The sequence below is a fragment of the Streptomyces sp. GMY02 genome, assembly GCF_019056675.1.
Lineage (GTDB): Bacteria > Actinomycetota > Actinomycetes > Streptomycetales > Streptomycetaceae > Streptomyces > Streptomyces odonnellii.
The window spans coordinates 1,311,221-1,332,185 of record NZ_CP077658.1 but is presented as its reverse complement, the minus strand read 5'-3'; the positions used below and the strand labels follow the sequence as shown (position 1 = coordinate 1,332,185).

The following is a 20,965-nucleotide window of genomic DNA, read 5'->3' as shown; positions in this document are numbered from 1 at the left end:
CGCTCTACCGCTCGGCGGTGCCGTCCGCACCGTCAATTTCGTAGATCCGCCCTTGAAGCCGTTCGCCGGCCCAGTCCAGCTCGACACCCAGGTCCAACCAGTGCCGATCCTTGCGGACTCCGGGCGGGGAGAGGTTCACCGCCGCCCACGAGAACACCCCCAGGAGGATGGAACGCCCGTGCTGCGTGGTGCGCACGGACAACGCAAACGGTGCGGCGAGTGCCGCGCGGGTCACCAACATGACCTGTTTGTCCTCAGAATGTCGACGCCCGCCCGTGAGAAACCGAGGCGTCTCAAGGATCTTGACCCACTCGACCACTGCATCTGCCACCTGGGCGCGCAAGGACTCTTCGATGCCCTTCCGAACGGCGGTCGCGGGATCATCGCCGAGCCAGCCAAGCCAGTGATCAGGGTCAGTGAGCTTGCTGAAGTCGTCCTGCGGCACCCCGTGACGGGGATTCTCCTGGTACTCACCTGTCAGTTTCCCGCTGCTGTCCACCAACCACACGCCGCGGATTGCCTCGGGCGGTACGTAGCCGTTCGGGTCGTCGATATACGTCGGGTCGATCTCGGCGACGCTGCCACCGGGATTCTCGGCAGCCGCCGCCAGTAGTGCCGGCTCGTTCGGTATGCCCTTACGTCGGCTCCGCGAGCCAAAACGCCCCACGTTCCCCCCTACCGTTGCCTGCCCAGTTGACCGTGATTGTGCCGCACTGGTCAGGACCGCGTGAGGGGGGTGTGCGTGACGGCGACGGGTGGGTGGGGAATCTTCGCGAGCCGGTCTGTCGCACCCCCAAACAAGGATTGGGGATGAAAGAGCGTCATCACAGGAATACGACAGCCACGGAACAAGTGCTCTGCGCCAGTATGCTTCAGGACGGCTGATACAGCGTGGGTCCGGGACGCCGAATACGGCGGTTGCTCTCGGCGGTGAGGCGGACCGGCGAGAGCCGGGGGCGCAGGGCCGATGAGTTCTCGATGGCGCAGCGGTCTGAACGGCTATGACTACGCACCTGCTTGAGACTCCTGAGGCCGATCTCGCCTACGACATCCACGGCCCGCTGCCGACCGCCGACGGTCGCCCGCCCCTGCTGATGATCGGCCAGCCCATGGACGCCGGCGGCTTCGGCGCTCTGGCCTCGCGCTTTCCCGAGCGCACCGTGATCACCTATGACCCGCGCGGCCTCGGCCGCAGCACCCGCAAGGACGGCCGGGCCGACCATGTGCCCGGTGTCCAGGCCGCCGATGTGCGCGCCGTCATCGACGCGCTGGGCGCGGGCCCGGTCGAGATGTTCGCGAGCAGCGGCGGTGCGGTCACCGCGCTCGCCCTCGTGGCGGCGTACCCCGACGCCGTGACCACTCTGGTGGCGCACGAGCCGCCGCTCATCGCCGTGCTTCCCGACGCCCGGGCCGCCGAGCGCGCCCGGGCCGGTGTCCGGGATGCGTACGAGGCGAAGGGCTGGGGTGCCGGCATGGCGGCCTTCATCATGATGACGTCGTGGCAGGGCGAGTTCACCGACGGCTACTTCGCCCAGCCCGCCCCGGATCCCGCCGCGTTCGGGATGCCGGCCGAGGACGACGGCTCCCGTGACGATCCGCTGCTCTCCGACCGTTCCTGGGCGGTCAGCGGCTACCGGCCCGACGTCGACGCGCTGACCGCGGCACCGACGCGGATCGTGATCGCGGTGGGCGAGGAGTCCCGGGACACCTTCACCGGACGCACCTCGGTGGCGGCAGCGAAGCTCCTCGGCCGGCCGGCGACGGTCTTCCCGAGCCACCACGGCGGCTTCCTCGACGGCGAGTTCGGCTACGCCGGCCAGCCCGACGCCTTCGCGCACAAGCTGCGCGAGGTCCTCGACGACGCCGGCGGACGGTGAACACGGCGAGACCGGGCGCGACACCAACCGGGTTTGGGAACAGTCCCGGCCCGGTCGGGTCCGAAGAAGGCGGCGGCCGAGGAGCGCGCGTGCGTCGCGTACAAGGCCGGGCCGGTCGCACGTGCGTCGGCGCCCGCGTCCCGATACCGCCGACCACCTGCGTAAACCTCCACGCGGAGAAGATCATCGTATCGAGTTAATACCGCCCGCTGCTCAGGGCCAATCGGGCCCACCGGCCGTTACTGTTCCCAGGGATCTGGACGGATTACCGGATATTTGCCCCTCTTTTTCTGCTTTCGCGGTGCCGCGCACACACGTCGGCCACCGCCCTTACGAAGGAGAGTTCGCCCGATGACTGTTGGTACCAGCCCGGAAGAGCAGCGGGAGTCGCCTCGGCAGTCCAGCCTGGGTACGGCGGCCGCGCGCAACCTTGCCACCACGACCAAGTCCGCCCCGCAGATGCAGGAGATCACCTCCCGCTGGCTGCTGCGGACGCTCCCCTGGGTGGAGACCAAGGGCGGCACGTACCGGGTGAACCGACGGCTGAGCTACACCGTCGGCGACGGGCGCGTCGAGTTCATCCAGGACGGTGTCAACGTCCGGGTGATCCCGCGCGAGCTCGGTGAACTGGCCCTGCTGCACGGCTTCGAGGACGTGGAGGTGCTGACCGCGATCGCCGACCGGTGCGTCCAGCGCGACTTCCGGGCCGGCGAGACGCTGGTCGAGCGCGGTACGCCCGCCGAGCAGATCCACCTGATCGCCCACGGCCGTATCAGCCAGACGTCGGTCGGCAAGTACGGCGACGAAGTCGCCGTCGCGGTACTGGCCGACGGCGACCGGTTCGGTGACAACGCCCTGCTGGACGAGGACGCCCGGTGGGACTACACCGCCACCGCCAAGACTGCCGGGACCCTGCTCACCCTGTCCCGCGCCGACTTCGCCGCCGTACTGTCCACGGCACCGAGCCTGCAGGCCCATGTCCAGCGGTACCGCTCGATTCCCCACCAGCGGCAGAACCGTCACGGCGAGGCCGAGATCGCGATGTCGGCCGGCCACACCGGCGAGCCCGCGCTGCCCGGCGCGTTCGTCGACTACGAACTGAAACCGCGCGAGTACGAACTCTCCGTCGCGCAGACCATTCTGCGGGTCCACACCAGGGTCGCCGACCTCTACAACGGGCCGATGAACCAGACCGAGGAGCAGCTCAGGCTCACGATCGAGGCGCTGCGTGAGCGCCAGGAGTACGAGCTGATCAACAACCGCGAGTTCGGTCTGCTCCACAACGCCGACTTCAAGCAGCGCATCCAGACCCACTCCGGGCCGCCCACCCCGGACGACCTCGATGAGCTGCTCAGCCGCCGCCGCGGCTCCAAGTTCTTCCTCGCCCACCCGAGGGCGATCGCCGCGATCGGGCGTGAGTTCAACCGCCGCGGTCTCTACCCGAACCATGTCGACCTCGGCGGTCAGCAGGTCCCGGCCTGGCGCGGGGTCCCGATCCTGCCGTGCGGCAAGATCCCCATCACCGAGGAGAAGACGACCTCCATCCTGGTCATGCGTACCGGCGAGGAGAACCAGGGCGTCATCGGTCTGCGCCAGACAGGTCTGCCGGAGGAGTACGAGCCGGGCCTGTCGGTGCGCTTCATGGGCATCGACGAGAAGTCGATCATCTCCTACCTCGTCACCACGTACTACTCCGCCGCCGTCCTGGTGCCCGACGCGCTCGGCGTGCTGGAGAACGTGCAGATCGCCAACAGGCGCGACTAGAGGATGTCTCGCCGATCCTGCCGGGCCTGATCGACAGGCCCCGCCAGGTCCTGTCCTGCGGCTACGACAGTCCCGGTCCTCCGGGCCGGCCGAGCATGCCCGGATGATCCGGGACAGTCACCCCACCAGCGAAGGAGCCCTGGATGCCCGACCCCGAGCTCTCCCCTCCGCAGTCGAGCCTGCCCACGGCTGCTTCCCACTTCGGGGCGCACGTCCTCACCGACGCCGCCGCCCGTGCCCGCGGCACCGCAGCCGCGGGCGGCGGCGCGCCCCCGGTGCCTTTCCCGCCCGCCACACTCGCCGTGGACGCCCCTGTCTCCGCGGCGCGGGCACCGTCCGCCGCGCTGGAACGGATCCTGCGCGGACCCAGCGGCCTGGGCACGGCGAGCCTCCATCCGGCCCGCTACGAGGAGCCGTCGACGCCCGCGCCGGCGGAGGGCACTCCGATCCCGGGCCTCTACCACCATCCGGTGCCGGAGCCCGACCCCGGGCGGGTGGCGGAGGTCAGCCGCAGGATCAAGGCCTGGGCGCTGGACGAGGTCGACCTGTATCCGGAGGAATGGGAGGACCAGTTCGACGGCTTCTCCGTGGGCCGCTACATGGTCGCCTGCCATCCGGACGCTCCCACCGTCGACCATCTGATGCTCGCCACGCGTCTGATGGTCGCCGAGAACGCGGTGGACGACGTCTACTGCGAGGACCACGGAGGCTCGCCCATCGGCCTCGGCGGACGCCTGCTGCTGGCGCACACCGCACTTGACCCCCTGCACACGACGGGGGAGTACGAGCCGCAGTGGGCGGTGTCGCTTCATTCGGACGCGCCCCGGCGTGCCTACCGCTCCGCCATGGAGTACTTCCTCCAGAAGGCCGGCCCCTCGCAGGCCGACCGGTTCCGGCACGACATGGCCCGTCTGCACATGGGATACCTCGCCGAGGCCGCGTGGGCCCAGACGGACCATGTCCCGGAGGTGTGGGAGTACCTGGCGATGCGCCAGTTCAACAACTTCCGGCCCTGCCCCACCATCACCGACACCGTCGGCGGCTACGAACTGCCGGCGGACCTGCACGCCCAGCCCGCCATGCAGCGGGTCATCGCGCTCGCCGGGAACGCGACCACCATCGTGAACGACCTCTACTCGTACACGAAGGAACTCGCCAGCCCCGGCAGGCATCTGAATCTGCCGGTCGTGATCGCCGAACGCGAAGGCGTCTCCGACCGCGAGGCCTATCTGAAGGCCGTCGAGGTCCACAACGACCTCATGCGGGACTTCGAGGCCGAAGCCGCGGCCCTGGCCATCGCCTGCCCCGTCCCGAGCGTGCAGCGCTTTCTGCGGGGGTGGCCGTGTGGGTCGACGGCAACCACTACTGGCACCGGACCAACACCTACCGCTACAGCCTGCCCGACTTCTGGTAACCGCAGTCCGCCCGACTCCTGGTAAGAAGAATGGATTCATCTGTGACCAGCACCGAACTCACCCCCGTCACCGCCGCCACCAGCACCTCTGTTTTCATCCCCGCCCCGGTGACGCCCTACCAGGGGGACATCGCCCGCTACTGGGACCACGAGGCGAGGCCCGTGAACCTGCGTCTCGGCGATGTCGACGGCCTTTACCACCACCACTACGGCATCGGTGACGTCGACCACGCCGCCCTTGGCGACGCGGAGGACAGCGCGTACGAGAAGAAGCTGATCGCCGAGCTGCACCGCCTGGAGTCGGCGCAGGCCGAACTCCTCCTGGACCACCTCGGCCCCATCGGGCGCGACGACACGCTCGTGGACGCCGGCTGCGGCCGCGGCGGCTCGATGGTCATGGCGCATCAGCGATTCGGGTGCAAGGTCGAGGGCGTCACCCTGTCGGCGAAGCAGGCCGACTTCGCCAACCGGCGTGCCCGTGAACTCGGCATCGACGCCCATGTCCACGCCCGCGTCTGCAATATGCTCGCCACGCCCTTCGAGACCGGACAGGCCGCGGCCTCGTGGAACAACGAGTCGAGCATGTACGTGGACCTGCACGACCTCTTCGCCGAGCACGCCCGGGTCCTCGCGACCGGCGGCCGCTATGTGACCATCACCGGCTGCTGGAACCCGCGTTACGGCCAGCCCTCGAAGTGGGTCTCCCAGATCAACGCGCACTTCGAGTGCAACATCCACTCCCGCCGGGAGTATCTGCGTGCGATGGCCGACAACCGTCTCGTACCGCACGCGGTCGTCGACCTCACTCCCGCGACCCTGCCCTACTGGAAGCTGCGGGCCACGTCCTCACTGGTCACAGGTATCGAGGAAGCGTTCATCAACTCCTACGAGGACGGCTCCTTCCAGTACCTGCTGATCGCGGCCGACCGCGTCTGAGCACGCCCGGTTCTGACGCCGGGTTCCAGACGCCCCGTTCGGAGAGGGACCGTCGCGGCGATGCGGCGGTCCTGCCCGGAAGCCGGTACCGGGAGAGGCATCCTGGCCGGGAGGGGGCACCAGCCGTCATGGCTTGATGCCGACCCCCGCCCACAGACTGACCTGCGCGTCCGTCGGCGTCTCGGGACCGGCGGGGTGGGTGGGCCGCCAGCGGTGGCCGACCGTGACGCCGGGGTCGAGCAGGCTGAGCCCCTCGAAGAAGCGGGCGACGTCCTTCTGCGGGCGGAACTGCACCGGCGTGCCCGAGCGGGTGTAGATGTCCGTCACCTTCTCCCAGGTGGGCGGGTCGAAGTCGGGCGTGCAGTGGCTCAGCGCGAGGGCGCTGCCCGAGGGGAGGGCCGCCATGACCCGGGCGACGATGCCGTACGGGTCGCCCGCGTCGGTGATGAAGTGCATCAGCGCGTTCAGGGACAGCGCCACCGGCTGGGACAGGTCGAGTACCTCGGCCAGCTCCGGTGCGGTCAGCAGGGAGTCGGGGTCGTTGACATCGGCCTCGATGTAGGTGGTGCGGCCCTGCGGGGTGCTGCGCATCAGGCGCTCGGCGTATTTCAGGACCAGCGGGTCGTTGTCGGCGTACACCACCCGGGCGTCGGGGACCACGGACTGTGCCACCTGGTGCACATTGGGCTCGGTGGGAATACCGGTGCCGATGTCGAGCCACTGACGGATGCCGTGCTCCTGCGCCAGCACCCGGGTGGCGCGGTGCATGAACGCACGGTTCTCCCGGGCGCAGGTGAAGATGCCCGGGTAGGCGTCCGCGACCGCTTCGGCGGCCTGCTTGTCGACCGGGAAGTGGTCCTTGCCGCCGAGGTAGTAGTCGTACATCCGGGCCGAGTGCGGCCTGCTGGTGTCGAGGTCCCGCGCGGCGCGTGTGTTGCTCATCCTGTCCCCTTCAGAAGGTGTGCTGCGGTGTGCCGGGCAGGTCGTGGCCGGAGGCGGCCCCTTCCGTGCCTCTCTTCTCCGCCGGGCAGGCGACCGTGCCCCGCTGCCCGTCCCGGCCGGCCGTGAGGTGGTCGGCCATGCCCTGCTTGACCCCGCGCACGAACGCGCTCATCTCCTCGGGCGTATAGATGAGTGCCGGGCCGGCCGGGTCGGTCGACTGGCGTACCGCGACCCGTCCGTCGGCGAGCTGCTTGGTCTCCACGCACTGGCCCCCGTTGGGGCCGCTCCACGGGCGCTCCCAGCCCTGTTCGCCGAGGGCCGAGGCGGGCATCCCGTTGTAGACGGTGTCATCCGTGATCGTCATGAGTACTCCTTGCGCATGCGGTTCAGGAGTGCCTTGCTCGCGCGGGACGAGGTCAGCAGCGACATCCTGTTGTGCGCCTCCAGATGAGCGACGACGTCTTCGCGTTCGTCCAGGTACATGGAGGCCGAGAGGATCTCGCTGTAGACGATGTCCGGCAGTTCCGGCTCTTCGAACCGGAAGTAGGTGAAGGGAGCGCAGGCCCCGACATGGGCGCCGACGGCGAACGGTAGGATGTCGATGCTGACGTGATCCAGCTCCGAGACCTCAAGGAGCCGGTCGATCTGCTCGCGCATCACGTCCGGGCCGCCGACGCTGCGGTGCAGGACCGCTTCCTCCATGACCACCCAGAGGGTGGGCGCGTCCTCCCGGTCCAGCAGGGTCTGCCGGCGCAGCCGCAGGTTGACGCGGCGTTCCACCTCTTCGTCGGTGCCGTTCGGGAAGCCTCCGCTCAGCACGGCGCGGGCGTAGGCGGGTGTCTGAAGAAGCCCCGTGACGTACTGGGGTTCGTAGGTGCGCAGCGTCCTGGCGGAGGTCTCCAGGCTGACGTACGCGGTGAACCAGCTTGGCAGCACATCGCGGTAGGCGTGCCACCAGCCGGGTTTGTTGGCCTGCTCGGCGAGTGCGACGAACTCGTCTATCTCCTGCTGCCCGGCGCCGTACGTCTCCAGTAGCTTCTCGACATAGAGGGGTTTGAGGGCGACTTCGGCCTTCTCCAGCCGGCGGATGGTCAGGGACGTCACCCGGAGAGCGCCGGCGGCGTCGGCCAGTGAGGCACCCGCGCTCTGCCGCATGTCCTGGAGCCGTCGGCCGAGGATCATGCGCAGAACCGTCGGGGCGCTCGTCCCGGCGCCGGATCTGGCTTCACTCACGCCCTGCCTCCTGATGGGCCTGATGGGCTGTCACAACACCGATTCTGACAGCGACTTGGTGAAGGCGCCAGACTGATTGCGTCTCGCTGAAAATATCAGGGAAGCGGTTGCAGCTTGAACTGAGCTGCGAGCATAGTTGCGTATGCGAGCGCGCCCGCCCGATCGGACTGGCGCACCGCCAACTCCTGGAGTTTTCCCGAGGAGTTACCTCTCCCTGCCTTCAGGCAGCAGACCACCCCTGCCCGCCCGCGCCGCTCAGGTCCGCTCCCTGCACCGCGCTCGTCCGCTCTGGAAGGCGATCAACGTGACCCCCCACACGGCCTCTTCGCCCGAACTGTTCTCAACCGCGTATCCCTACCGGGAGCACTGGTTCGGCTTCCCCTCGCTCCGTGCGAACGTACGGACGGCTCGCGACACGGTCCGTCGGCAACTGCGTGCGTGGCGGCTGCCCGGCGACGTGTGCACCGACGCCGTGCTGTTCGTCTCGGAGCTGACGACCAACGCCGTCATACACTCCGAAAGCACGAGTGTGCTGTGCGGGCTGTCGCTGACCTCCCGTCAGCGGCTGCGGATCGAGGTGCACGACGACGGGCGGACCGCGGCTTGTCCGTCCGGTATGCGGCCCGGCTGCGAGGCCGAGAGCGGCCGGGGGCTGCTGATCGTGCAGCAGCTCGCGGACTCGTGGGGGACGACCGTCTCGACCCGTACCGGAGGCAATGTGGCCTGGGCGGTTCTACGGGTCGAGCTCTGACGCCGTAGGGCGTACGGGGCGGGGGCGCGGTAGTACGGGGGAGGGGGCGCTGCGCACAGACGCCCCGGTGCAGGCGGTCCTGGCTGCCCCGGCCACCGCCCGCCCTCCAGCGCCCGGGGCATCACCGGTCGGGCAGAGGCACTGGATCGGGCTGGGCGGTGGCCAGGACCGCGACGGCATCGCTATGCGGCAAAAAAGGCTCGACCGTGCTGTACCGGTCAATCACGGAGGACAGCCGTCGGCCGCGCGTTTCGGCGGCCGACGCGGTCCCGCGGTCCTGCTGTCAGGCCCAGGGGTCGAAGGGGATGCCCGACGGCTTGGAGGCGTTGAGGAGGTTACGGAAGCGGTCGTCCTTGTCCGTGGTCTTGATGGTGGCCGACCCGAAGTCCGCGTTGTTCAGGCGGTCCCGCAGAGCGGTGCTGGGCCAGCCGTTCCAGTCCACGATCGCGGGGTAGCGCCAGTTGTGGTAGTGGTTCTCCGGCGGCTCGTCGTTGCTGTTGGCAAGCCGGAAGAAGTGGGTGCCCAGCCCCTCCTTGTGGTAGACGACCTTGGGGTGGGAACCGTCGAAGCGCACCTGCGAGCGCGGGTAGGTGACCTGGCTGGAGTGCTGCGTGGTCGTGACGTATTCAACCTGGTTGGACGCCTGGTTGATCCACGAGATCACGTGCTCGAAGTCGTGGCGGTGACCGCCGAGTCCGCTGCCGGGGAGGGCCTGGTCCTTCTCGAAGTAGCTGGCGTACACGACCGCGCACCAGCCGTTGTTGCACTTCGAGCGGGCGTACGTCTGGGTCCGGTCCAGGTCGGACTGGTCACGGCAACTGCCGTTGACCGCGCCCGAGGTGTTCAGACCGGGATTGAGCGTTCCGTCGGGCGAGATGGCGGCGACGGGGTAGCAGCCATCGCCGTCGTAGTCGTACGCGGGCGAGAACGACTGCTCGTAACCCCCGGCGTTCTGGGGCAGGTTCGGCAGGTTGTCGGCGTGAGCCACCGACGTCGGCAGCACGACGGTCAGGACCGTGGCGCCGAACAGCGCCCCCAGCCAGGACCGCTTCCGCTTGATGTAAGCCCGAGCCGACCGGCCCGCTCCGGGCAATGACGAATTGTCCATGTCCGTCCCTTCGGATGACTCGGCGAGCGGTCGGCGCAGTGCCGGCGCGGCCGAGTGATGGCTGTCGAGAGCATCCCCGACGGGAGTGTCCATGACAGGTTCTCCTGAAGGCCAGTCCGGTGAACCGCTCCTGAACAAGATCGGCGCCTGCCGTCGCGGGCCACGATCCTCATTCCGTATTCCGTCCTTCGCGATGGCCCGGCGAGCCGGAGCCACACGCGCTTCCGGTTCCGGCGGCATCGCGACCGGACAGCACTGGGGGCGAGCACATACGTGCTCGCCCCCAGTCAGGCCGCCTCGTGTGTCAGACCGTTCGGAGGCCGGTCCGCGGCGGCTGTCTGTCGATGCCGGTGACGCTTACTGATCGCCGTGCCCGGCCGGCACGACCTCGATGTTCTTCGAGGTCGTGACCGGCGCGAGCGAGCTGTCGTCGGTGTAGGCACGCATCGAGTCGTTCGTCACGGTCACGGTCACCGAGCCGGGCCGCAGCGCGGTGAGCACCCGGGTCCCCGGGTCCAGGACCGCGACCTTGCCCTGGCGGCGGGCGTCGTCGACGGCATCCTGCCCGCTGCCGATCGCCAGGTTGGACGAGCCGCTCCAGTCGACCGACATCGGATACCGCAGCGGCACCACACGCGAGCCCGTCGACACTCCCTGCGGCTGCACGATGCTGCCCGAGAGCTGCGCCGTCCTGTCGATCTCAACCGTGGCCGGGGTGTTGAGCGTGATCGACTGTGCGAAGGCGCGCACGTCGGCCTTGAGCCACTGCTGTGTCGCGTCCCGGCCCGCGTCGACGGACCAGTCGACCCAGCCGGTGAAACCACCGCGGTCCGGCGTACCGTACGGGTCCTTGCCCGACGACGGCAGCACCGTGTACGGCACACCCTCAAGGCGGTGGACGTTCGCTATCTGGGCGTGGGAGCCGACCATCGCGGCACCCTTGCGCGAGGAGTCACGGAAGTCCGTGAGCATGTTCTCGATGAGCGCGACCTCGTCACGGTCGCCGAGCTGGCTGGACTTCGACTCGGCGGGGTCGTCCACCGGGTGGTGGGCGAACACCATGACGTTGCGCACCGACCGGTCCTTCTCGGCGTCGGCGAGCGCCTTCTGCATCATCGGGAGCTGGTCCCACGCCGACCCGCGCAGCGATCCGAGGGAGCTGGCGAGCAGGATGAACCGCGTGCCCTTGTGGTCGAACGTCCGGTACGGCCGGCCGAACTCGGTGGTGAAGTTCGTCAGGTCGCTCTGGACGTTGTTGAGGCCGTACGACTCGTGGTTGCCCGGCACGTAGTAGCACGGGATCGAGCCGGCCTTCGGGTCCGGCGTGCTGTCCGGCGCCGGCTCCTGGCCGACCGGGATGAGATCGCACCCGGCGTCGGTCAGCACCTGGCGGGCGAGCGCGAGGTCCTGCGGCAGGCCGCGGTCGGTGATGTCGCCGTTGAGGACGAGCAGGTCCGGGTCGGTCTTGCGGATCCGCCGGATGGCGGCCGTCGCGACCTGGGTCAGCGCCGGGTTGTCGGCCGTGAACTGCACGTCCGACAGCGTGGCGAACTGCCATGTCTTGCGGCCGGCGAGCAGCGAGCCGTCGTCGGAGATGAGCGGGTCGGCCTGGAGCTCGGGCTGGGCGGGCAGGTCGATCGACGTCGGGACGTCGGCCTCGATGCGGTCCAGGACGAACGTGCCCGCCTTCTGCTGGGCGACGTTGGTGTTGATGCCCTGGAAGCTGGAGATCACGATCGGGAACGCCGCGGTCGCCGGCACCGTGAACGTGGCGTTCTGCCAGTCGCTGCTCGCGGCCAGGCCGGTGCCGTAGACGCCGCCGCTCTTGCCGGCCGCGTCGATGTAGCCCAGGTAGGTCAGACCGCTCGGCACGCTGATGCTCGACTTGATCCGTACCCGCACGCGCAGCGGCTGGCCGGGAACCGGGACGCGCTGCGCCGCCGACGCCGCCGAGATGCCCACGTTGCGCATCGCGTTGAAGTCGATCCGCAGACCGTCGGGGTCCGCCGAGAACGTCGTGGCCGCGGTGCTGTTGTTGCGCCAGCGGGCGAGCACGTCGTCGTCGAAGTCGTAGACCGTCCTGGTCTGAACGCCGATGGTGATCGGGAGCTGGACGGACTTGCCGGCGACCGAGAGCTTGAGGATCGTGCTCGCGTTGGCGAGCGGGGTGACCTTCAGTCTGCCGTTCGCGGGCTGGACGTCGACGACGCTGTGGTCGTAGTCCAGCTTGAGGTCTCGCGGGTCGATCGGGGCCGTATAACCCTGGGCGTCGCGGCCCGTCACGGAGACGGTGGCCGCCTGCTCGGGCGTCGCGTCGGCGATGGACAGAAGCTGGGACGACAGTTCCACGCTGTTGAGCGGTCCGAGGACGGTGACCTTCGCGTCCTCGTGCTCGCCGTCCACCCGCGCCTCGACCTTGACCGTGCCCGCCTCGGCCGGGGCCGTGAGCGTGCCGTCCTCGACGGACGCGTCGTCGGAAGACCACCGCACCGACTTCTGGTCGACCGCCACCGGCGTCTCGTGCTTGTCGAGGCCCCGCACGACGAGTGCGCGGCGCAGCCCCGGGAAGACCTTCACGCCGCCGTCGGCGGACGTGGCGCCCGGCGCGGGCTTGACGAGGATCTCGTGCAGCTTGCCGTCGCCCTTCGCGACGAACACCCCGACGCCGTTCGGGTCGTTGCGCTCGTGTCCGTCGGACGGGACGTTGCGGACGGTCGCGTCGTCCTCGCCGAGCGCGCGGGCGACCATCGTGGTCGAGCCGCCGCCGTCGAGGTTGACCGCGGTCTCCACGCCCATCGCGGCGAGGTCGCGCGCCTCCTTGTCGATCCCGACGCCGCCCTTGCCGGTGCCGCCCGGGCCGTCCCAGGTGGCCAGCACGAGCGACTTGCCGCCGTCCTTGAAGCCGAGCGCGGTGCGCGGGGCGATCGAGGTGTCGAGGCCCTTGACGACCTGGCCGCCGGAGACGATGGTGCCGCCGTGGCCGATCGCGAACTGCATCGTCTTGGCGGCGCTGTCGGCGAGCGAGTAGCTGAGCGCCGCCGGGGCACCGGGCTGGAGCGCGCGGATCGCGGTCGCTGCGGCGCCGCGCCCGACCAGCACGAAGGCGCCCTCCGGGATCGCCCCCGAGCCCGCGGGACCGTTCGGCGTGACCGACACGACCGAACCGTCCTTGACCAGGACCTCGGCGATCTGGTCGTTGGGCACGCCGGTCAGGCCCCCGTTGCGGCTGTAGCCGCCCCACGCGGATGTGAACGCGACCATGCCGTCCGCGGGGATCCCGCCGCCGTTCGCCGCGTTGATCGACAGGACTTTGTGGTCCGCGCCCGCGAAGTCCGCCGTCGCGTTGACCGAGAGGTCCACGAGCTGGGCGATGCCGTCCTTGCTGACGCCGACGTGCTTGCGGCCGCCGGTGATGTCGGCGGTCTTGAGGAGTTCGCCGTCCTGGATCTCGCCACCGAGCGCCGCGTTGGAGTTGCCGATGTCGAAGAAGTCGCCGTTGACGCCCGCGACGGCGCCGGCCTTCTTGGCGGCCTCGCTGAGCGGTCCGCCGGACGCGACCGGTCCGGAGGTGAGCAGGTCTGCGCTGACGTCCTTGTCAGACAGGTTCACGGTCAGGAACTGCGCGTCGTACCAGCCCTTCTGGTCGAGCGCCTTCACATGCTGCAGATTGATCCCCGGACCGATCTTCTCCACCGTGTTGATCAAGGGGATACCGCCGGTGACCGGCGCGGGCCGGCTGTCGTCCGCGTACGCGACGGCGGGTGCGGCCGTCAGCGCGGTCGCCGTGGCGAGCACCACTAGCAGTGGCCTCGTATACCGATGGTTCAAGACGTTCAATTTCATTGGAACCTCGGGGCAAGAGACAACACGGGGGCAACGCCCCCGGTACGCCCAGCTCGATCGTGGGCGCGCACCCGATTAGAAAGATCTACTGAGAAGCACGGATGACGCCATCACGAGCCCGCAATGAACCGTCGTTGTGAAGTGGCGTCCTGATGACCCGGCGGGTTCCTGGCACGGCGGGGTGTCCGGCCCGGCCAGGACAGAGCCTGACGCGTGAGTTTGACGGGCCGTTTGTTCTTCCCGATAGGTTCATCTCATGAGTTCTTCTCTGAGCGTCCACCTGCTCGACGTGGCCGCCACGCGCGCCCTGGTCGGATCCCGCGACGACCAGTTGCTGGAAGCGATACGCACCAACTTCGGGGACGAGCTGGCCCGCGACGACGACTATCACCATCACTCGATCGAGCTGGGCGCCCCCACGGCGGACGAGGCACTGCGCGCGGTCGTCCACGGCGGGCCCTTCAGCGACAACCGCGACCACGCCTTCCAGTACGGCTACGCCTACCAGCGGCTGTGCTCGCTCACCGGCACGTTCCTGCCGAACGACTGCTTCACACCGCACAGGGGCGACTGGCTGTCCGACGTCGACCAGGGCCTGAAAGCTCTGGGCGTCACCGCCGTGTCCGTGGAAGCCTTCAGCTACGGCGATTTCCCCGCTCCACTGCCGTACACCTACATTCCGGGCTGCGGTGAGTGGACGCCCGATCACATAGCCCGGGCGCTGCGGGAGTTCGAGGCGGCCAAGCAGGCGGTCGAGGAGTCGGGACAGGCCCCGTCGCTGGAGCCCGAAGTCCTGGAGGCCGCGATGCAGTGCCTCAGTTGGATGCGGCACGCGGAGACACGCAAGGGCTTCGGCGTCATCGGCTTCTGCTTCTGATATCCGCTCCTGGAACCGCCGACGAGAGCGGATCCGTCGACCGGCGGGAAGGGCGCTCCTCGTCAGCTCTCGGGCAGGGGCCTGTGGCGGACGCGGAGCCCGATGCCGGCCGACAGCACCACCAGGCACGCCGTGAAGACCAGCCCCGCGTTCTTCAGCCCCAGCGCCAGGGCCAGTGCCCCCACGCCGACCACGGGCACGGAGATCCCGAGGTACGCCACGACGAAGTAGGCGGAGATGGTGCCGCCGCGCTGTTCGGGCGGCGCGGCCCCGCTGACCGCGGCCAGACCGGCGCGGAAGGCCAGTCCGTGGCCGAGGCCGCCGCAGAGCGCGCCCAGCACGAGCAGCGCCAGCGACTCGGCGGCGAGGGACGCGCCCACCAGCAGAAGACCGAGCACCAGGAAGAGGCAGCCGCCGGGCAGCGCCCGGCGGACGCCGACTTGCCCCAGCAGCGCCTGGCCGGCCGTGGACGCCAGGAACACCGAGAAGACGACCGCCCCCGACACGGCCAGACTGTGCTCGCCGAGCGTCTGGGACAGAAAGGCCGGAGCCACCGCCAGGAACAGCCCCAGCAGCGCGAAACCGACGAAGGCGGCCAGTGCCGACGGTACGAACACCCCGCGTGCCCCGGGCGGCACCGTCATACCCTGCGGCCTGAGCGGTGGCCACCGCACCGGGTCCCGGACGGTCTCCGGCAGGAACCAGGTCAGTACGCACGCCACGGCCACCAGTGCGAGATTCACCAGGAAGGTCAGCCGCAACGGCCAGGGCGCGTACTCGGCCAGCAGCCCGGACAGCAGCGGACCGCAGCCCAGACCGCCCATACCGGCCGCGGTGGCGACGAACGCCGCCCGTGCCGCGTGCCCCGGTGCGGCCAGTTCCAGCACCGTGGCGGTGGCCGTGCCGCTGAGCAGCCCGGCGGCGAAGCCCGACAGCAGCCGGCCGGCGAACAGCAGCGGCAGGCCGCCTTCGAAGAGGAAACAGAGGGCACTCGCGGCGGAGAGCCCAAGGGCGGCCAGCAGCACCGGCCGACGCCCGGCCCTGTCGGAGTAGTCGCCCGCCACCAGCAGCGCGGAGATCACGCCGACGGCGTAGACGGCGAACACCACCGTGACCATCAGCTCCGAGAAGCCGAGCTCCGCGCGGTAGAGCCCGTACAGCGGGGTGGGGAGGGTCGTACCGGCCATACCGATGGCGAACACCACCGCAGCCGCCGCACTGCCGGGCCGCCGCCCGGTCACGTTCATGCGGACGATCACGCAGGCCACCGTACAAGCGGACGGACGGAGCCGCCGCGCCCGTGGCCGCTTACGTGGTCCGTGTCGGCCCGGAGGACGGAGGCGGCCCGTCTCCTCCGATCCTCCGAGCCCTACAAGAAGAACGCTGCGGGCTCAGAGCGTCAGTACCGGCCGGGTGGAGAGGTCCTCGTACAGGTCCCCGCCGTCCGGGCCGTACACGAACTCGGCCATGGCAGGGTTGCGGCCGGCCGTGGCCAGGGGCAGCCACGCCAGTAGCTGCCCGTAGCCGCCGCACACCGACTCGCCGCCGTCCCCGCCGTGGACCGCGGTGACGTCGCTGGTCAGCTCCGCGCGGTAGGTGTCGTAGGCGATGCGCAGGCCGAAGGCGTTCGGCTGGTTCTGCGGCCCGTCCGCGTCCCCGTAGGGGATGCGGTCCATGGGGCAGTCGTCGCCCCAGCGGAACAGGGTTGTGGCACCGGCCCCGCAGGCGTGCTCCCACTCGTCCGAGCTCGGCAGCCGCAGGCCGCGAGCCGCGAGGACCGCCGGCATGTCCGCCGGCAGTTCGGTCAGGTTCTCGTCCTCCACCGCCATGAGCACGGTGGCCAGAGTGCGGGTCCGGCGCGGGCTGAGCTCCCGGGCGAGGTGGGCCCGGAGATCGGGACCGTGGCCGAAGCCCTGATCCAGGCTCTCCGCGAAATCGGCGGTCTGCTCGGGCGTCGGCTGCCAGGCGCCGGGGTCGAACCCGAGCGTCACCGTGCCGCCGGGTATCAGAGCGAATTCCTGAACGCTCCGCTCGATCCGGACACGGTGCAGCGGGGCGTTGAGGTGCTCAACGGTCTCGACGGCGGTCACGCGGCCACCGACCTGCTCCGCGGCCCGATGGGCGACACGGCGTGCGGTCGGCAGGTCGAACGACCGCCACTGGTCAAGACTGAGATCGGCGAGAGACATGCGCCGCAGTGTCGCACGGGCCTCTGACACGGCGCGGATCAGGAGCGATGCGCGAGGCGCGATGCCGGGGCACGAGAGCCGAGCAAGACCTGAACGAGACACCCCCTAGGGTCGTGAGCATGGTCGAACACGATGCCTTCAGTGCCACCCGCGAGGCTTACGACGCTCTTGCCTCCACGTACGCGCAGCGGTTCCGCGACGAACTGCGTGACAGACCCCTGGACCGCGCGATCTTGAGCGCCTTCGCCGAGGTCGTCCGTGCGAGCGGGGACGGTCAGGTCGCGGACCTCGGGTGTGGGCCGGGTCATATCACCGCTCATCTGGACGAGTTGGGGCTGGCGGTGTTCGGCGTTGATGCTGCTCCCGCGATGATCGAGTTGGCGCGGCAGGCCTATCCCGGACTGCGGTTCGACGTGGGCTCGATGGCCGCGCTGGACATCGCGGACGGCGTGCTGGGCGGCGTACTCTCACGTTGGTCCGTCATCCACACTCCGCCGCCGGAACTCCCCGTCATCCTCACGGAGTTCCACCGCGTGCTGGCACCCGGCGGCCACCTTCTGATCGGTTTCTCGGCGACCGACGGTCCGTCCCACCCGACGCAGGTCTTCGATCACGCGGTCGCACCGGCCTACCGGTGGTCGCCTGATCATCTCGCCGCGATGCTGCGCGAGTCCGGGTTGGCCGAGGTGGCCCGGATGGTCCGCGAGCCTCAGCCCACCGACCGACGGCAGTTCCAGGAGATTCAACTGCTCGCCCGCAAAGCCTAGGGGCCCCCTGGGAGAGGAATGTCCGCCGTTGCGTTCTGCCCCATCGGGCAGGAACGGCTGCCCACGCCGGACGCCGTCCGGCTCCTGTACCGGAGCGGGCCCCGTACGGCAGTGTCGGATTGAGAGAGGTCTGCCGCTGGACACCCCAGGGAGCCGAGGATGCGTGACCACGTACACGATCAGGATCACGAAAACGGTGATGCCGCCGTCAGCAGGCCGCCGCACCAGGCCGATGACGCGCGGCTGTTCAAAGCGGCCGTCGGCGGTCGCGCGGATGTCGTAGGTCCGTCCGGCATGGGCGTTCTCCAACGGGCTGTCGGCAACAGCGCGGTGGGGGCGATGATGCAGCGCGACCGCGACGAGGAAGCCGCGCCGGAGCAGCGCTCTCCCGTCCACGACGTCGTCAACTCCGGCTCGGGGCAGGCGCTGGACACCGAGACCCGCACCGATATGGAGGCCCGGCTCGGGTCGGACTTCTCCGATGTACGGGTGCACACCGGAGACGCGGCACACCAGTCCGCGAAGTCCGTCGGCGCGCACGCCTACACGGTCGGCAACAACGTCGTCTTCCAGCGGGACGCCTACGATCCGTCCTCCCACTCCGGCCGGACCACGCTGGCCCACGAGCTGACCCATGTGATCCAGCAGCGCAGCGGTCCGGTCGACGGAACCGACGCCCCGGGCGGCATCCGGGTCAGCGATCCCTCGGACCGCTACGAGCGGGAGGCCACCGCCAACGCCGAGCGTGCGATGTCCGCCCCCGCCCTCCAGGCCGCCCCGGAGCCCGCCGTCGCACCGGGTCCGGCCGCCGCGGCCGTACAGCGGCAGTCCGAGGGGGAGGACGAGGAAGCCGCCGATGTCCAGGGCATGTTCGTGCAGCGGGCCGAGGAGCAGGAGGAGCAGGAGGAACCGGCCGCCTCGTGACGGCGGCCGGGCAAAGGGGGCGGGGACGGGCTCACAGCCCGTCCCCGCCCCCTTTGCCCAGCCGTGCCAGCCTGGCCTTATCGCCCTTGCCGCCTTCGCCGGTCAGCTCGCCGACGCACTCGCGCTCGGGGCGGGAGCGGCCCGCAGTGTCCCGCCCACCAGAAGCGATTCCGCGCACTGGGCCGGGGCCGGGGCACCCACCGACCGTCCCACTTCGCGGCATGTCACCGTCATGGTGATCTGGCCGTCGGCGGGCACCACGATCGGGGTGACGAAGTGGTAGTCCTGGTCACGGAAGTTCTGCAGGGCGAGCCTCAGAAGGGTCTGGCCCTCGGCGGCGATGACGACGTTGCCCGAGTCGCCCTGCGGGTTCTGCACCACCAGGTCGGTCAGTTCGAAGAGCTGACCCGCCGGGACCTGGTACACGGTCTTGGCCGTCGGATCCCCGCCCACCGAGTCCTTGACCTCGGTCTGGGCGCTCTGCGGCTGTCCGAAACCGCCGGCACCGCCGCCGCCCCCGCCGCCGCCCGAGCCGCCCGACCCTCCCGAGCCGTTCGTCGCCCCGCCCGGCTGCTGCGCACCGCCGCCCCCGCCGCCCCCGGTACCGGCACCGGCGTTCGCTCCGGCGTCACCGGCGGCGCCCGCGGACGCACCGGACGCGGCGCCGCCACCGGAGGCCGCGGACGGGGTCGGGTTGGACGGCAGCACCTGGGCCACTTGCTTCTGGGTCTCCTCCCGGGCCGCCGACTTCACCACCGGCCGCAGCAGCGCGAACCACAGGCCGACCAGGGCCAGTACCGCCAGCACGACCGCGATCAGCGCCCGGGGCAGCCAGCTCGGCAGAATCGCGTCCTGCTGGTAGGTGCCGTCCAGCAGGACCGGCTCGTGCGGAACCTCACCCGCGGGTGTCGCCACCACCTGGAAGGGGTGCACGACCGGGGCACCGCGCCACAGCCGTTTGGCGGGCCGGGCCGTCAGCTTCGACAGTTCCGTGGTGCCCGGCGCGAGCTCGACGCCCTCCCGTGAGAAGCCGAGCCGCACCCGGGAACTGTCCCCCTGTGCGGTGAGCCGCACGGTCATGGGGATATTGCTCCGGTTGTCGATGGCGACGTCCGTACGGCCCCGCCACACACCGTTGAACCCGCGCGGCACCAGTTCCCCGGTGAGTTCGGTGAACGGCTCGACGGTGACAACGCCCTCGGGCACCACCGTTCCCTCGGGGTTGCTGGTGGGCACCACCCGTACCCCGAACGGGATGTCGCCGGCCGGCACCTCGGAGTTGCGAGGCGGGTTCAGCGCGAGAAGCACGGTGGCGGAGGTGTCGGGGTACAGCGACAGGCTCGCCGGTTCGACATTGGTCCAGGCCGCGGCCGGGCCCACCACTTCGAAGCGGTACTCCTCCACGGTGCTGCCGGAGTTGCGTACCTGAAGGGGCACTTCGGTTCTGCCACCGGGATTCGCGGTGACGGCGGTTGCGTCCAGGCTCGCCGCAGTTGTCATGATCGGCACCGTAGGCCCCGAGGGTCCGGGGAACACGGGCCCCGCAGGAAGACTTTGGGGCAGTTGAGGTGCCCATTGAGACCTTGTTGAGTGTACGTGGAGTGCACGCGCGCATACTGCGGCGAAGCATTCGACCCAGGGGTGGGGAGGCCGGTGTGGACCGGATAGTCGTGTGCCTGCGTGCGGAAGACCCGATTTCCAGGGCGGGGGTGGCCGGCCAGCTACGATCCCGGCCGGAAGTCCGACTGGTGGAGAACGAGGAAGAACCGGCGGCCGTGGCCGTGGTCGTCGTCGACACGATCGACGAGGCCGCGCTGAGGACCCTGCGCAACGTGCAGCGTACGGTGTCGGCGCGGGTGGCACTGATCGCCACATACATCGACGACCAGCAGTTGGTCGGCGCGGCCGAGTGCGGGGTGGCCGGCATCCTGCGGCGGTCGGAAGCGACGCCGGAGCGGCTGGTACAGGTGATCGAGGCGGTGGCCCGGGGCGAGGGGAGTCTCCCCGCGGACCTGCTCGGCCGGCTGCTCGAACAGGTCGGCCGACTCCAGAGCCAGGTCCTGGCGCCGCGCGGCCTGAACTTCAGCGGGCTCACCGCCCGTGAGATCGAGGTGGTGCGCCTTGTCGCCGAGGGCTATGACACGGGGGACATCGCCGCGAAGCTCTCGTACTCGGAACGCACCATCAAGAACGTCCTGCACGAGCTGGTCGTCCGGCTGCATCTGCGCAACCGCTCCCATGTCGTCGCCTACGCGCTGCGCCAGGGGCTGATCTGACGTACGGCCGGGGTGTCCCGCCGGACTGCCCGGAGGGGCAACTTCTCTTCCCTCGTACGTGTCC

At 69.8% G+C, this 20,965-nt stretch carries 16 protein-coding genes and 2 pseudogenes; 9 read left to right on the top strand and 9 right to left on the bottom strand.

The features are described 5' to 3' along the window. Window positions 1-4: 4 nt before the first annotated feature. Window positions 5-667 carry a hypothetical protein gene (locus KQY30_RS05495; RefSeq protein ID WP_217305830.1) on the bottom strand — a complete coding sequence of 221 codons (663 nt, stop codon included), beginning with the start codon at window positions 665-667 and terminating at the stop codon, window positions 5-7. A 334-nt stretch (window positions 668-1,001) separates the two neighbouring features. On the opposite strand from KQY30_RS05495, the gene KQY30_RS05490 reads away from it, so the two are divergent. The 4 genes and pseudogenes from KQY30_RS05490 (at window position 1,002) to KQY30_RS05475 (ending at window position 5,991) form a co-directional block, all read left to right on the top strand. Continuing rightward, window positions 1,002-1,877, top strand: a complete 876-nt coding sequence (locus KQY30_RS05490; RefSeq protein WP_217305829.1) for an alpha/beta fold hydrolase — start codon at window positions 1,002-1,004, stop codon at window positions 1,875-1,877. Window positions 1,878-2,228: 351 nt separating this feature from the next. Continuing rightward, a complete protein-coding gene (locus KQY30_RS05485; RefSeq protein WP_217305828.1) occupies window positions 2,229-3,641 on the top strand; it encodes a family 2B encapsulin nanocompartment shell protein in 1,413 nt (470 codons plus the stop codon). Between the two features lie 143 nt (window positions 3,642-3,784). Next, a pseudogene (locus KQY30_RS05480) lies at window positions 3,785-5,055 on the top strand (family 2 encapsulin nanocompartment cargo protein terpene cyclase). Between the two features lie 30 nt (window positions 5,056-5,085). After that, on the top strand, window positions 5,086-5,991 hold the full coding sequence (locus KQY30_RS05475; protein WP_217305827.1) for a geranyl diphosphate 2-C-methyltransferase: 906 nt from the start codon (window positions 5,086-5,088) through the stop codon (window positions 5,989-5,991). 126 nt (window positions 5,992-6,117) lie between these two features. Here the strand turns inward: KQY30_RS05475 and KQY30_RS05470 are convergent, their stop codons facing one another. The 3 genes and pseudogenes from KQY30_RS05470 to KQY30_RS05460 form a co-directional block, all read right to left on the bottom strand. After that, entirely contained in the window at window positions 6,118-6,933 is an 816-nt protein-coding gene (locus tag KQY30_RS05470) for an SAM-dependent methyltransferase (protein ID WP_217305826.1), read from the bottom strand. Between the two features lie 115 nt (window positions 6,934-7,048). Continuing rightward, window positions 7,049-7,297, bottom strand: a pseudogene (locus KQY30_RS05465) (DUF397 domain-containing protein); the annotation flags it as partial. Continuing rightward, window positions 7,294-8,166, bottom strand: a complete 873-nt coding sequence (locus KQY30_RS05460) for a helix-turn-helix transcriptional regulator (RefSeq protein WP_217305824.1) — start codon at window positions 8,164-8,166, stop codon at window positions 7,294-7,296. The gene KQY30_RS05460 and the pseudogene KQY30_RS05465, both read right to left, overlap by 4 nt. Window positions 8,167-8,470: 304 nt before the next feature. Here KQY30_RS05460 and KQY30_RS05455 point away from each other — a divergent pair, with 304 nt between their 5' ends. Next, window positions 8,471-8,917 (top strand): ATP-binding protein, encoded by a 447-nt coding sequence (locus KQY30_RS05455; protein ID WP_254406962.1) that lies wholly within the window; start codon window positions 8,471-8,473, stop codon window positions 8,915-8,917. 283 nt (window positions 8,918-9,200) lie between these two features. Here the strand turns inward: KQY30_RS05455 and KQY30_RS05450 are convergent, their stop codons facing one another. Together KQY30_RS05450 and KQY30_RS05445 are read right to left on the bottom strand one after the other, a co-directional pair. Further along, the gene (locus KQY30_RS05450) at window positions 9,201-10,118 is read right to left on the bottom strand and encodes an NPP1 family protein (RefSeq protein ID WP_254406961.1); all 918 of its coding nucleotides are present in this window, start codon (window positions 10,116-10,118) and stop codon (window positions 9,201-9,203) included. Window positions 10,119-10,382: 264 nt separating this feature from the next. Beyond that, a complete protein-coding gene (locus KQY30_RS05445) occupies window positions 10,383-13,853 on the bottom strand; it encodes a phosphodiester glycosidase family protein (protein ID WP_217305822.1) in 3,471 nt (1,156 codons plus the stop codon). A 271-nt stretch (window positions 13,854-14,124) separates the two neighbouring features. Between KQY30_RS05445 and KQY30_RS05440 the strand changes: the two genes are divergently transcribed. Next, on the top strand, window positions 14,125-14,745 hold the full coding sequence (locus KQY30_RS05440) for a hypothetical protein (RefSeq protein WP_217305821.1): 621 nt from the start codon (window positions 14,125-14,127) through the stop codon (window positions 14,743-14,745). A 62-nt stretch (window positions 14,746-14,807) separates the two neighbouring features. Here the strand turns inward: KQY30_RS05440 and KQY30_RS05435 are convergent, their stop codons facing one another. Both KQY30_RS05435 and KQY30_RS05430 read right to left on the bottom strand, forming a co-directional pair. Then, on the bottom strand, window positions 14,808-15,992 hold the full coding sequence (locus tag KQY30_RS05435) for an MFS transporter (RefSeq protein ID WP_217310751.1): 1,185 nt from the start codon (window positions 15,990-15,992) through the stop codon (window positions 14,808-14,810). A gap of 144 nt (window positions 15,993-16,136) precedes the next feature. Further along, window positions 16,137-16,934, bottom strand: coding sequence for a hypothetical protein (locus KQY30_RS05430; RefSeq protein ID WP_217305820.1), 798 nt, complete (start codon window positions 16,932-16,934; stop codon window positions 16,137-16,139). 119 nt (window positions 16,935-17,053) lie between these two features. On the opposite strand from KQY30_RS05430, the gene KQY30_RS05425 reads away from it, so the two are divergent. Both KQY30_RS05425 and KQY30_RS05420 read left to right on the top strand, forming a co-directional pair. After that, window positions 17,054-17,701, top strand: coding sequence for a class I SAM-dependent methyltransferase (locus KQY30_RS05425; protein WP_217305819.1), 648 nt, complete (start codon window positions 17,054-17,056; stop codon window positions 17,699-17,701). Between the two features lie 159 nt (window positions 17,702-17,860). Beyond that, the gene (locus KQY30_RS05420; RefSeq protein ID WP_217305818.1) at window positions 17,861-18,625 is read left to right on the top strand and encodes a DUF4157 domain-containing protein; all 765 of its coding nucleotides are present in this window, start codon (window positions 17,861-17,863) and stop codon (window positions 18,623-18,625) included. A gap of 102 nt (window positions 18,626-18,727) precedes the next feature. On the opposite strand, the gene KQY30_RS05415 is transcribed toward KQY30_RS05420, so the two are convergent. After that, complete coding sequence (locus KQY30_RS05415) at window positions 18,728-20,125, bottom strand: hypothetical protein (RefSeq protein WP_217305817.1); 1,398 nt, start codon at window positions 20,123-20,125, stop codon at window positions 18,728-18,730. Window positions 20,126-20,334: 209 nt separating this feature from the next. On the opposite strand from KQY30_RS05415, the gene KQY30_RS05410 reads away from it, so the two are divergent. Further along, window positions 20,335-20,901 carry a response regulator transcription factor gene (locus KQY30_RS05410; protein ID WP_254407538.1) on the top strand — a complete coding sequence of 189 codons (567 nt, stop codon included), beginning with the start codon at window positions 20,335-20,337 and terminating at the stop codon, window positions 20,899-20,901. The last annotated feature ends 64 nt before the right edge of the window (window positions 20,902-20,965 follow it).

What these genes read in the sequence shown, in the direction of transcription:
- KQY30_RS05490 (WP_217305829.1), top strand. Translation starts at nt 1,002, where the DNA reads ATGACTACGCACCTGCTTGAGACTCCTGAGGCCGATCTCGCCTACGAC.
- KQY30_RS05485 (WP_217305828.1), top strand. Translation starts at nt 2,229, where the DNA reads ATGACTGTTGGTACCAGCCCGGAAGAGCAGCGGGAGTCGCCTCGGCAG.
- KQY30_RS05475 (WP_217305827.1), top strand. Translation starts at nt 5,086, where the DNA reads ATGGATTCATCTGTGACCAGCACCGAACTCACCCCCGTCACCGCCGCC.
- KQY30_RS05470 (WP_217305826.1), bottom strand. Translation starts at nt 6,933, where the DNA reads ATGAGCAACACACGCGCCGCGCGGGACCTCGACACCAGCAGGCCGCAC.
- KQY30_RS05450 (WP_254406961.1), bottom strand. Translation starts at nt 10,118, where the DNA reads ATGGACACTCCCGTCGGGGATGCTCTCGACAGCCATCACTCGGCCGCG.
- KQY30_RS05440 (WP_217305821.1), top strand. Translation starts at nt 14,125, where the DNA reads ATGAGTTCTTCTCTGAGCGTCCACCTGCTCGACGTGGCCGCCACGCGC.
- KQY30_RS05435 (WP_217310751.1), bottom strand. Translation starts at nt 15,992, where the DNA reads ATGAACGTGACCGGGCGGCGGCCCGGCAGTGCGGCGGCTGCGGTGGTG.
- KQY30_RS05430 (WP_217305820.1), bottom strand. Translation starts at nt 16,934, where the DNA reads ATGTCTCTCGCCGATCTCAGTCTTGACCAGTGGCGGTCGTTCGACCTG.
- KQY30_RS05425 (WP_217305819.1), top strand. Translation starts at nt 17,054, where the DNA reads ATGGTCGAACACGATGCCTTCAGTGCCACCCGCGAGGCTTACGACGCT.
- KQY30_RS05420 (WP_217305818.1), top strand. Translation starts at nt 17,861, where the DNA reads ATGCGTGACCACGTACACGATCAGGATCACGAAAACGGTGATGCCGCC.
- KQY30_RS05415 (WP_217305817.1), bottom strand. Translation starts at nt 20,125, where the DNA reads ATGACAACTGCGGCGAGCCTGGACGCAACCGCCGTCACCGCGAATCCC.